The following is a 12,035-nucleotide window of genomic DNA, read 5'->3' on the forward strand; positions in this document are numbered from 1 at the left end:
CGCGATCTTCGCGAGCGAACCGCCGAACTTGCCTACCGCCGTACGCGCGGCCGATACGATCACTACGTCAGTCATTTTCTATCCTCGTCAAACAGCGAAAACGTGAGCGGAATTCCCCGTCGCGGTGAGCTACGCGCGACGCGAAAAAGCGCATCCATATGGAAATGGACTGGGTGAGTCCGATTCGAACTCGGGCGGATTGGTGCGCATCGCCGAGACGGAGCCACGTCCGACCGTCCGATGCATGAGCGAGCGATGACGACGAGCGCCGCGCCAACTACAGGAGTACCTCGCCTGCCGGACAAGGTACGCTCCGCAGCAAAATTCCCGAACGGGATGCGGCAAACTCGCAGCCTATTGCATGGTCCATTTATATGGGCCTTTAATAAAATCTCTCAGGTTCAGCACCGGCCTTCTCTTTCGCCTGGCTGCGAGGAATCGCATGAGCGTGATTCCGCCGCGCGGACATTCGCGCCGATTCGCAAACAGGCATATTGGAAGTTATTCGGTCGTGCGTGCTTGTGCGACGCACCAAATTAGTAACAATTCTAAACGCAAAACATGCGTAAAAAATTTCATATTAGTAGGTATAAACCCTAGTTTGAGTAAAAAGTCCCTTAACAAACCTGCCGAATATCGCGCAATTGCTCGAACGCACGTGCATTAATCATCCTATATGACGGTGAAAATTGCGCAGGTTGTATGATCAATCGACGGCGTTCGGGCAAATACGTGACACGTGCGCAGAGCCCGTGTAGCTGCCTGGAAGCAGTTATTCCTGTGCATGCCGCCCATGCATATTGCGAATATCAGCCGCTCGCAGCGTGATTCTTTATATGCGAATTAACTACTGGGTATAACCAATACGTCTTTATCGAACGTCAACCCTTAGTGGATACCGCTGATATATGACCGCCTCATGAACAGTGTGCAGTTAATCGATCGCAGATTGCCGCGACATAATGCCATCCTGTCGGCGAGTAAAACGATTTCGCGCGGACAACGAGAGCCGCGCGAAATCCGCTAAATCGTCAAAGCGCGAGAACGAGTTTTTTGCTTCGCGCACGCGAACAGCACGCCATCATCCGGTTGTTCGACTGACGTTCGCCTTTGGTGAGCACGACGTCGCGGTGATCGACCTCACCGTCGAGCACGCGCACTTCGCATGATCCGCACAGCCCTTCCTCGCAGTCGCTCTGCACATCGACGTTCGCGCGCCTGAGCGTCGCGAGGAGCGTCTGATCGGCGGGCACGTTCAGCACGAGGCCCGAATCCTTCAGTTCGACCTCGAACGCCTGTTCCTTGTCCGGATCGAGCGTGCCGAGCTTCGATTCGAAGTGCTCGATTTTCAACGCGTCCTCGGGCCACGCCGCGCTCGCTTCGCCGAGCGCGTCGAGCATGCGCGCGGGGCCGCATGCATAGACCTGCGTGCCTTCGTCCACTTCGAGCGACGTGAAATCGTTGCGCGCGCCTTCTCCCGACACGTACACGAAGAGGCGCGCGCCGTGCAGCGCGCGCAACTCGTCGAGCAGAGCCATCGACATGCGCGAGCGTCCGCTGTAATGCAGTGCGTAGTCGATGCCAAGCGCACGCGCGCGGCGCGCCATCGCGCTGATTGGCGTGATGCCGATGCCGCCCGCGATCAGCACGAGCTTTTTCGCGGTTTCGTCGAGCCGGAAGTGATTGCGCGGGCCGCGGATGCGCCAGTGCGCGCCGGGCTTTACGTTGTCGTGAACCCATGCCGAACCGCCGCGGCTCGCCGTCTCGCGCAGCACGGCGATCTCGAACGCGCGCCGATCGTCGGGATCGCCGCATAGCGAATACTGGCGCGAAAGGCCGGTCTCGCCGCACACGACATCGATATGCGAGCCGGCGGTCCAGCGCGGCAGATCGCGACCGTCCGCCGAGACCAGGCGCACGCGCACGATGCGATCTGCGCGCGCATCGATCGAATCGACGATCACCGCGCGGCTCACGGCATGAGACGACGGCTCGCCGATCCGCACCGCCGCCCGCGCCTCGCGCACCGACGGGTCCGCGCGCTCCGGATTCATCGCCGGGTTCCATTCGACGTAAAGATGCTCCGGCCCGCGAAACGACGTGTTCGGCACATACGTGAAGCGCTGCTCGGCGAGGCGCATGTGCGGCAGGCGGCGCGTGAGCTCGTCGAGAAAAATCTGCATCTCCATGCGCGCGAGATTCTTGCCCATGCACTGATGCGCGCCGTAGCCGAACGTCAGTTGATCGCTGGCGTTTTCGCGGCGGATGTCGAAGAGATCGGCATCGGCGAATTGATGCTGATCGTGATTCGCCGACGATGTGACGATCAACAGCTTCGAGCCCGCCGCAATGTCGATGCCGCCGATCGTCACGTCCTTCGTCGCGAGCCGCCGCCATGCCGCGACGGAACCGTTGTGACGCAGACACTCTTCGACCGCGTTCGGGATCAGGCTCGGGTCTTTGCAGATATCGCGCCATGCCTGCGGATGCTGCAGCAGCAGCTTGAGCGCATTCGCGGTGGCGTTGGCTGTCGTTTCGTGCGCGGCGACGATGCCGGCCATCATCATCGAATGCAGATACGAGTCGGTCACGACCTCGGGCAATTCCTTCTGCCTGCGAATGCCGTATTGCATCCAGCCGGGGCCGGACGGGTCCTCGCGCATCTTGTCGAGCACCTTGCCCGCGTACTGCCAGAACTTGCCGACCGCATGCGCGACTTCGACCTGCTCTTCGGGCTTCGGCCGTCCCCACGTATTGACCGTATGCGCGATCGAATAGCGGCGCAGCGTGTCCATGTCTTCCTCGGGCACGCCGAGAAAATGCAGCGCGACGGTGAGCGGCACTTCCCACAACATCTGATCGACGAGATCGGCGCGGCCATCGTCGATGAAGCGGTCGACATAGTCACGCGCGAGCGCGCGGACCATCGGCTCGTGATGCGCGAGCGCCTCGGGCGTGAACGGGTCCATGAGCGCGCGGCGGCGCGGCATGTGCGCGGGTTCGTCCTCGTTCACGAGCGTGCGGTTCAGCGCGAAGCCGTAGGACGCGAGCACCGCGTTCGCTTCCGGGCCGGTCGGCGTGATCTTTTCCAACGCGATCGACGGGCTGAACGTGAGGTTGTCGCGGAAGATCGCCTTGATGTCGTCGTAGCGCGTGACGACCCAGTAGCCGAGTTTCGGGCTGTAGAACACCGGTTCCTGTTCGCGCGCCCAGCGCACATATTCGGGCGGGTCTTGCTGATAGCCGTCGCCGAACGGATCGAACTCGGCGGCGCGCGCGCTCACCGGGCAGCCGTTCGGAGCGCGGGTGCTTTCATGGAAGGGACATTGGGGCGCGCGGTTGTCGCCGGCCACGTCGGTCATGCTTGTCTCCGGATTCATTGTTTTATGGCGTGACCATAGTATGCAACGGCTCACCACTTCCAGCGCACGCCCGCTCCGCCTTCGATCGCGCTGCGATGCGAGCCCCCGACATTGCGGCCGTCACGTTGGTATCGACCTGACCGCCCGACATATCGAAGAGATTCGCGCCCACGTTCAGGTCGGCATTGCCGATGCGCCCGTTCGTGATGTGCACGATATCCGCGCTCGCCAACGCGCCGACGACGCGTCCGCCCGACATCGTGAACGTGTCGCGGCCATCGCCCTGATCCACCGAATCGACCTGGCCCGCCGTCATCGTGAAAGTGTCGATGCCGTCGCCCTGGCGAATCTGCCCTGTCACGACGCCGCCGATCATGTCGAACGCGTCGCTGCCGGTGTCCGTTCGCACGGCGACGCCCGCGCCTCCCGCGATCGTGCCGCTGTTGGTGATCGAGATGTCGATCCTGCCGACCGCCACGATCGCCTCATGCGCGAAGCCGCGGATCGTGCCGCTGTTGACGATGGTCGCGCCGCCATTGGCGATCGTCACGCCCGTCGCGCCTTGAATGGTGCCCGCATTGTCGAGCGTGCCGCCGCCGTTCGCGACGACCCCGCTCGCCGCGTTCACGAACGCGTCGGGGCCGCCGCCCCCGCGCGCGACGATGCTCCCTGCGTTGGTCACCGTGTCCGGCGATGCATCGAGCGAAACGATGCCGTGCGCATCGCTGCCCGTTACGTCGATGTCGCCGCTGTTCACGATCACGCTCCGGCCGCCGCTTCCTGTGACGGCGCCATTGGGGAACGTGCCGTGAGCCGCCGCGCCCGTCGTCGAGATAGAGCCATCGTTGATCAGCGTGCCGCCGCCCGGGCCGCCGAAATCGTTCATCGCCGTGACGTTCACGCCGCGGGTCGAGAGCATGCTGCCCGCTTCCTTGCGCATCGCGACCGCAGCCGCGCTGCTGAACATCGCTTCGGAGCCGGCGCCCGTCGTCAGAACGGCGCCGCGGTTCACGAGCGTGTTGCGGCCGGTCGCGCTGCTCTGCGATGCCATGCCGTCGTAGTGGTCCGCGTTCAGGCGCAGCGTCCCGCGGTTCGTCGCAGTGCTGGCATCACGCACGAAGAGACCATGACTGTCGACGAGAACGAGCGCCGAGCCCGGCGTCACATCGACAGTGCCCGAAACGGCGATGACGCGCGCATCCGGCGGGATCGGCAAACGGTTGTCGCACGTGGCGGTCTCGCCGGACGGCGGCGCGGTGTTGTTGCACGCACCGAGCGCGGGCAACACGCGAAAGAAACAGGCGACGCCGAACGCGAGCGATAGCGCATGAGCGAGCGGCGCCGATCGAACCTGAAGCGACGAGCAGCGCATGACTTCTCCGACCTTGCGGACGACGATTTCGAATTAGTCAGCAGTGCCGTGCATCGTTACCATGATGCCCCGTGCTCGACAGATTCCTGCTCGTCGGCAACATTCTGTGCAGAGTAGTTCATCCGATGCCGTTGTGAGAACCGCGCTGCATCAAATCGGTCTGCCCTCGCTCGATGTCCAGTTTGGCATCAGCTCGTTGCTCGGCAGCGTTTCATCGATCAGCTTGCGGGCAGTCTGCCGTCCCGCGACAGGCAAACCCTCCGGATTCAGCACGCCGATCTGCACGAGCACCGAAGCCTGATCCCAGTAGATGTGCTCGTTATAGAGCCTGTCGCCGCGAAAGCGGATCACGGCGAGCATCGGAACTTCGAAGTATTTCCCCGTCGGCGCGAGACCGGGCAGCAGCCAGTCGATCTCGCGGTCGTGCGTCGCGCAAAACACGAACTCGTCGACGACACGATCCGCGCCGATCGTCCGCGATACGGGAATCAGCTTCGTGTCGGCCGGATTCGAATGGACGAAGTGATAGGTATAGAAGCGCTTGAGCTGATCGTGTCCGACGCCGCCCGTCATCGTCGGCACGTGATTCACGTAGGGCTCGGCGACCATCGTCGGCATGACGGCGTCGACATCGCGCGTGCCGAACTCGAAGTAGCAATGCTGCTCCCACAAGTGATCGAGATCGAAGATCGGACCGAGCACCTTGCGCAGCATCGCAAGCGTGCGCGAATAGGCCATCAGCGCGGCGGGCTTGTCGAAGTGTTCGCTGCCCGACACGATGAACCCCGGCACGGTGCCGGGATACACGTAGCGCTCGATGTGGGGCTTGCCCGCGAATGCCGCTTCGACCTCACGCTGCATCGGCACGCCTTCCCCGGAGAAGTGGAAGACCATCGGGCATCGGATCGTCGGGATATCGGCGAGGCAGGCGGCGACGTCGTCGGCGTCGTAGCAGGCGGCGCAATCGACATCGGCCTGCGCGGCGATGCGCGTCGCGAACCGGCCGCCGCGCCCGAAGCCCACCACGCCGACCTTGCCCGCATGCTGCGGCAGCGCGCGCAGGTCGTCGACGAGCGCCGCGAAGTTTTCGGCCGCAATGCCGCCGGGCTTCGGATCGTGGCCGGGAAGTTGCGGCGCGAGCACGACATAACCTTCTTCGGCGTACAGGTCGGCGGTCTGCCGGACGAAGTCGTCGAGGCCCGCCGTGTCGTGCAGCAAAACGATGCCCGGCCCCGAGCCCTTCGCGGGCTGCGTCACGTAGGCGGGAATGGTCGTGCCATCGCGAAGCGTGATGTCGATGAACGTGCCGCTCATTGTTTTCGTTTCCTTATATATAGAGAGGTTTGTCGCGGCGCTCGCCGCGTACTCACGATAGCAGCGTATCGGCGAGCAATTTGACGTTCAGCACGACGATCGCGCCCGCGACCAGCCACGCCAGTGCGCTCGTCCAGCGCGAGATCGCGAAAACGCCCATCTTGCGGCGATCCGACACGAATCGCACGAGCGGAATCACCGCGAACGGCAGTTGCATCGACAGGATCACCTGGCTCAGCACGAGCAGTTGGCCCGTGCCCTTCTCGCCGTAAATCGCCGTCACGACGATCACCGGAACGATGGCGATGCCGCGCGTGATGAGCCGCCGCGCCCAGTTCGGAATCCGTAGGCGCAGGAAACCTTCCATCACGATCTGGCCGGCGAGCGTCGCGGTGACGGTCGAGTTGAGGCCCGACGCGAGCAGCGCGACCGCGAAGAGCGTCGACGCGATCGAGAGGCCGAGCAGCGGCGTCAGCAGGCGGAACGCGTCGCCGATTTCGGCAACGTCGTCGTGGCCGCTCGCATGGAAGACGGCGGCGGCGACGATCAGAATCGCCGCGTTGATGAAGAGCGCGAGCGTCAGCGCGATGGTGCTGTCGATCGTCGCCCAGCGGATCGCATCACGCCGCGCCGCGACCGACTTGCCGTACGCGCGCGTCTGCACGACCGACGAATGCAGATACAGATTGTGCGGCATGACCGTCGCGCCGAGAATGCCGATCGCCACATAGAGCATTTCGCGATCGGCAACGATACGCGGCGACGGCACGAAGCCGCGCAGTACATCGGCGAGTGGCGGCGAGGCTGCGGCGATCTGCAGCGCGAAGCAGCCCGCGATCACGATCAGTAACGAAATGACGAACGCCTCCAGCAAGCGAAAGCCCTTGTTGATCAGCAGAAGCAGCAGGAACGCGTCGAGCGCGGTGAGGAGCGCGCCCGCGATCAACGGGATGCCGAAGAGCAGTTGCAGCGCGATCGCGGTGCCGATCACTTCGGCCAGGTCGCACGCGACAATCGCGGCCTCGCACGCGAGCCACAGCGCGAAATTCACCGGCTTCGAATAATGGTCGCGGCACGCCTGGGCGAGGTCGCGACCGGTGGCGACACCCAGCCGCACGGCCAACGCCTGGAGGAGAATCGCCATCAGGTTCGACAGCAGGACGACAGTGAGCAGCGTATAGCCGAAGCGCGAGCCGCCCGCGATGTCGGTCGCCCAGTTGCCCGGATCCATATAGCCGACGGAGATCATGTAACCCGGACCGGCGAACGCGAGGAAGCGGCGAATCCATCGGCCGGTCGTCGGAACCTGTATTGTCGCGTACACCTCCGGCAGGCTCGGGCGGAAGGTGTCGTCCTGCTCGGGCGGCTTCGAAGCGGGGCGTACAGGATCAAGCATCGGCTCGTTTCTCCTGCGGATACCGGCGGTAGTCGTGCTGAAAATATGCGCCGGGCCGGATGAACATTCAAGCACGCCGAGGTGATGGAAGGCACGGCTTGCCTAAATCCATCGTCAATGCTGATAATTCGACTTATCAGATTTAGCGATTTTTCTTGTCAAATTCGAAGCTGGTTGATAACCTCGCCGCAAATGATTGAAAAGAAAGCAGAAAAAGCTGGCGTCAGCGCTACCCCGGGACAACGTTTGGCAGACGGTGCCGTCAATCTCACGTCGGGGGCGCTCCGCACGCGCGCGCCGAGGCGTCTTACGCGCCAGCATTTCGCGCTTTATCGCGGCTATCTCGATGGCGTCGCCGAGGCACAGTTGCACGCATCGTACGGCGATGCCGCGACAGACGTCCGTGCCACTCGACGGCTCATCGACGCCCTGCGCGACACGCTTTCGGTCCTCGCCCGCCGCGCGCGCGACACCGAGGCCGCGCACCTGCTGCGCCTTCGTCCAGGAAGCATTCCGCTTTTCGAGCCAGCGCCCGCTGCAGCCGCGCCCACGCTCGACGACTTCCGCGAACGGATCGACCCCGACGGCGTGTATGGCGAGTCCGAATTGCTGGCGTTGTACGAGGAGGAATATCCGCCGGGCACCTCGCCCGCCGTTGATCGGCGAGCGGCGCGCAACGCAAGGCTGCGGCGGCGTCAGGCGGAAGCCCTCGCGCGCATGGAGGCGTCGCTCGCGCAGGATCCGAGTCCCGATCATCCCATCGACGGCTGGTTCGAGCCGGCTATCGCGGCACGGCTGAGCGCGGCGGGGCTCGCGACGCTCGCGGATGTCATCGAACTGATCGAGCGTCGGCGCCATCGCTGGTATGTGGCCGTGCCGCGGCTCGGTCCGAAAGGGGCGCAACGGGTCGTCGACTGGCTGCACCTTCACGCACAGGCGCTTCGGCGCACGCTGTCGCCGGCTGCATTGGTGCCGCGGCGGCAGTGGCGCGCGAACGATGTCGAACCGGCCGGGCATCTGGAGATCGGCGAACCCGATGCGGTCGTCATCGCGCCGCTCGAAACGCTCCGCGTTCCGGGGGCGCTGGATGGGTCGAAAGGGTCGAATCGGGCAGCCGCCGGCGCGCGATTCGACACCGATTTACGCGCTATTTGCGCGTGGCTCGACGCCCGCTCGAACAGCGCGCACACGCGGCGCGCATATCGGCGCGAGGCCGAGCGCCTGCTGTTATGGGCATTGGTGGAAAAAGGCAAACCGCTTTCGTCGCTCGATCACGTCGAATGCGCTGAATATATGGGCGTGTTTCTGTCGAATCCGCAGCCGGCCGCCCGCTGGATCGCGGCGCTGCGCGGCGAGCGGTGCTTCCACAGCTGGCGGCCGTTCGCCGGTCCGCTATCCGATCGCAGCCGGGAAACAGCGCGTTCGATCTTGAGCGCGATGTGCGAGTGGCTCGTCGGCGAACGTTATCTGGCGGTCAATCCGTTCGCCGGATTCGCGCGCGTCGCGTCGCCGCCTGTTTTCGAATCGGCGTCGCGCACGCTCGACGTCGAGCAGTGGAAAGGCGTGCTGCAGTCGGTCGAGCGCGGCGAATTTTCCTTTTCCGAGCATCGCGACAGATTGGCGCTACTGCTGGCTTACGCGACCGGCCTGCGCCGCGCGGAACTCGCCGCCGCGACGACGGATGCCCTGAGCGTCGGGCGTTTGTCCGGCGTGGAGGGCCCGGTCTGGCGGCTCGCCGTCAATCAGACTCGTGGCTCGGCGCGCACGGTGCTTCTGCCGCCGGTCGTCGTGGAGGCTTTGGAGGAAAACCTCGCTCTGCGCGGCTTGCCGAGCCCGCTGGATTGCGCCGAAGGCACGCCGATCCTGGCTCAGGCGCGCGGCGGTCAGCCACTCACGCCGGACGGTATCGGCAAGATATTCAAGAGCATTTTCTCGAATGCGGCGGCGTTACTGGAATCGCGCACGCCCGGCAGCGGCCGGGATTTGAAGCGCGCCAGCACGCACTGGTTGCGCCATACCCATTCCACGCACGCGCTCGGGCACGGCGCGGAACTGCGCGAAGTCAGCGCCGGCCTCGGTCATGCCGATCTCTCGACCACCTCGCTATATCTCAAAAACGAGGACATCGGACGCTTTCTGGGCGTCGAGCGGCTCGTCCGCAGCGCCTCGGCCGGCAAGTAAACCGCCGTCTAGCCCCGATTTCGCGTTTACACAAGTCGCCGGCGTTGTAAAAATGCCCTGCGCGGGCGATCAAGTACTTCAGAGTTTACTTGAGGTTTACCGGTTCGCCGTTTATTCTTCGGTTTGCAGCTTGTTTTCCACAAACCGAAGAATTATTTGCTTACCCAGGCCCGCCAGTGACTGCGAACTCCATGCTAAGCGCTCGGCTTCCCGAAGTCGATCAATCCGTTTCGATCGAAACGCTCTTGGGGGTGGCCGCCCAAGCCACTGACATTCTCAATCAGATCCGCGATGCGATGTTGGAGCCGTATCCGCGCAAAAGCGCGCCAACATTCACGAGCGCGCAAGTCGCTTCGTTGTGCGGTATCGACAAGCAGCGGTTCCAATACCTGACGACCAAGGGCGATTTGCCTGCGGGGACGTCCAAGGGCGCGGGCCGCAGCAAGGAGTTCACGCTCGAGGAAGCCTTGACGTGGATTCGAGCGACCAAGGAGCGCACCCGTCGGCCGGAAGGCAGACGCGGCCGCATCGTGACCATCGCGAACTTCAAGGGCGGCGTCGCAAAGACGACCACCGCCGTGTCGGCTGCGCAGGCTTTGACGCTGCTCGGACGACGCGTGCTCGTCATCGACTGCGATCCGCAGGGCACGACCACACAACTGTGCGGGTGGGCGCCCGACGCGGAGATCTCTGACGATCAGACCCTTCTTCCGCTGATCTACGGCGACCAGCAGACGCTGCACTACGCCGTGCAGGAAACGTACTGGCACAACCTCGATCTGATTCCAGCTTCGTCGTCACTCTTCGACGCCGAATTCGAGATTCCCGCGAAGGTTCTGAACGACAGCACGTTCGAATTTTGGGAAATCGTCCGCAAGGGTTTGATGCCGCTCACGGACGAGTACGACGCCATCGTGATCGACACGCCTCCGGCGCTCAGCTACCTGACCATCAACGCGCTGCTCGCGTCGGATGCGATTCTGCTGCCCTGCCCGCCTGAGGCGCTCGACTTCGCGAGTTCGACGCAGTTCTGGCATCTCTTCGCCGATATCGCGAAGAAGCTGCCCGGCGTGCTCGAGCAGAAGCGCTTCGATTTCGTCAACGTGATCATGACGAAGGCGAAATCCGACGACGTCTCGCGCGTCGTGCGCGGCTGGCTGCAGAAAGCCTATGGCGATCGCGTGCTGCCCTTCGAGATTCCGGAGTCGACGGTGCCGAAGGGCGCGTCGGCGCAACTGTCGACGGTCTATGACTTGTCGAAGCCGGACGGCAGCACGGCCGCATACAACCGATTCAAGGAGCCGCTCGACCGGCTCGCCGAACATCTCGACGCGCAGTTCGTTCGCGCGTGGAACCAGCCGGAGGCATAAATGGGCATCGGGGACAGACTCCTCGCCAAGACAGCGAACATCGGCAACAAGCCGGCAGAAACGACACAACCGCGGCCGGTCAATAACGAGCCGCGCACGTCGCCGGGGCGGCTGATGGACGCGCAGCACCGCATCAATACGGCGCAGGCTCGTATCAAGGAGCTCGAAACGCAACTCGAGGAGCGGGCGGCACTGGAAGTGCCGCTCGACGCGCTCGTCGAAGTAAGTGGACGCCGCCGCAAGCTCACCGCCGAGCAGTTTCAGGAACTGAAGAGCAACCTCGCGCAGCACGCGCTCGCCACGCCAATTTTGGTGCGCACGCTGCCGGATGACCGCTATGAGATCGTCGCGGGCCACAACCGTGTGGCCGCGTATCGCGAGCTTGGGCGGTCGACGATTCGCGCCAACGTTGCGTCGATCGAAGAAGGCGAGATCGAGTTCGCGGCGTTCTTTTCGAACCTGCTATCGCCGTCGCTGACAGACTTCGAGAAGTATTGGAACTTCAAGCGGCTGCAAGAGTTGAGCGGCCTGTCGCGCGCCGAGATATCGGAAAGCGCCGGGCTGAGCAAGAGCCACGTCACGCGAATCTTTTCCTTCGATGCGCTTCCCGAGGCTGCCAAGGTGGCGCTCGCCGAAAAGCCCGAACGACTGGGAAGCAATGCAGCGCAAAAGCTCGCCGCACTGACGGAAGCAGGCAAGTCGGACAAAGTTGTAGAGGCGGTCCGCCGCCTGATCGACGACGAAAATTTCACTCAGGACAAGGCTGTTGCGATGGCGGCAGAGAAGCCTCGCGCGGCAGCTCCGAGCGCCACCGTGGTCAGATCGGGTCGAAGGAAAGTTTGCGAGATTTCCACCAGAAACGGAGTGGTTGGCGTGCGCTTCTTCGAGAAAGACGCGACGGACGCGGAGCAATGGGGACAGAAAATTGCCGACTTCATCAACAAGACGTTGAGTGAGTCGGGGCAGGACTAGGGCTCTACTAGGTTTTCGTTTTAAATCAGCAACTTAGTGAATCAAACGAAATCACTGGTTCTTGAGCC

At 63.4% G+C, this 12,035-nt stretch carries 7 protein-coding genes; 3 read left to right on the forward strand and 4 right to left on the reverse strand.

What is annotated here, in order from left to right; all coding sequences use genetic code 11:
• Positions 1-1,031 precede the first annotated feature (1,031 nt).
• The 4 genes from AWB78_RS29460 to AWB78_RS29475 form a co-directional block, all read right to left on the reverse strand.
• The gene (locus AWB78_RS29460; RefSeq protein ID WP_062609940.1) at positions 1,032-3,362 is read right to left on the reverse strand and encodes a cytochrome P450/oxidoreductase; all 2,331 of its coding nucleotides are present in this window, start codon (positions 3,360-3,362) and stop codon (positions 1,032-1,034) included.
• Between the two features lie 22 nt (positions 3,363-3,384).
• Positions 3,385-4,734: a pectate lyase-fold domain-containing protein gene (locus tag AWB78_RS29465; RefSeq protein ID WP_062609943.1), complete on the reverse strand. Its 1,350-nt coding sequence runs from the start codon at positions 4,732-4,734 to the stop codon at positions 3,385-3,387.
• A gap of 150 nt (positions 4,735-4,884) precedes the next feature.
• Positions 4,885-6,048 carry a dienelactone hydrolase family protein gene (locus AWB78_RS29470; protein ID WP_062609946.1) on the reverse strand — a complete coding sequence of 388 codons (1,164 nt, stop codon included), beginning with the start codon at positions 6,046-6,048 and terminating at the stop codon, positions 4,885-4,887.
• A 52-nt stretch (positions 6,049-6,100) separates the two neighbouring features.
• The gene (locus AWB78_RS29475) at positions 6,101-7,444 is read right to left on the reverse strand and encodes an Nramp family divalent metal transporter (RefSeq protein WP_062609948.1); all 1,344 of its coding nucleotides are present in this window, start codon (positions 7,442-7,444) and stop codon (positions 6,101-6,103) included.
• Positions 7,445-7,690: 246 nt separating this feature from the next.
• Between AWB78_RS29475 and AWB78_RS29480 the strand changes: the two genes are divergently transcribed.
• The 3 genes from AWB78_RS29480 (at position 7,691) to AWB78_RS29490 (ending at position 11,967) form a co-directional block, all read left to right on the forward strand.
• Complete coding sequence (locus AWB78_RS29480) at positions 7,691-9,625, forward strand: site-specific integrase (protein ID WP_062609950.1); 1,935 nt, start codon at positions 7,691-7,693, stop codon at positions 9,623-9,625.
• Positions 9,626-9,816: 191 nt separating this feature from the next.
• Positions 9,817-10,995, forward strand: a complete 1,179-nt coding sequence (locus AWB78_RS29485; protein WP_062609952.1) for a ParA family protein — start codon at positions 9,817-9,819, stop codon at positions 10,993-10,995.
• Entirely contained in the window at positions 10,996-11,967 is a 972-nt protein-coding gene (locus AWB78_RS29490) for a ParB/RepB/Spo0J family partition protein (protein WP_062609954.1), read from the forward strand. It begins immediately after the preceding gene.
• The last annotated feature ends 68 nt before the right edge of the window (positions 11,968-12,035 follow it).

It is taken from the genome of Caballeronia calidae (assembly GCF_900044055.2).
Taxonomy (GTDB): domain Bacteria; phylum Pseudomonadota; class Gammaproteobacteria; order Burkholderiales; family Burkholderiaceae; genus Caballeronia; species Caballeronia calidae.

What these genes read in the sequence shown, in the direction of transcription:
- AWB78_RS29460 (WP_062609940.1), bottom strand. Translation starts at nt 3,362, where the DNA reads ATGACCGACGTGGCCGGCGACAACCGCGCGCCCCAATGTCCCTTCCAT.
- AWB78_RS29465 (WP_062609943.1), bottom strand. Translation starts at nt 4,734, where the DNA reads ATGCGCTGCTCGTCGCTTCAGGTTCGATCGGCGCCGCTCGCTCATGCG.
- AWB78_RS29470 (WP_062609946.1), bottom strand. Translation starts at nt 6,048, where the DNA reads ATGAGCGGCACGTTCATCGACATCACGCTTCGCGATGGCACGACCATT.
- AWB78_RS29475 (WP_062609948.1), bottom strand. Translation starts at nt 7,444, where the DNA reads ATGCTTGATCCTGTACGCCCCGCTTCGAAGCCGCCCGAGCAGGACGAC.
- AWB78_RS29485 (WP_062609952.1), top strand. Translation starts at nt 9,817, where the DNA reads ATGCTAAGCGCTCGGCTTCCCGAAGTCGATCAATCCGTTTCGATCGAA.
- AWB78_RS29490 (WP_062609954.1), top strand. Translation starts at nt 10,996, where the DNA reads ATGGGCATCGGGGACAGACTCCTCGCCAAGACAGCGAACATCGGCAAC.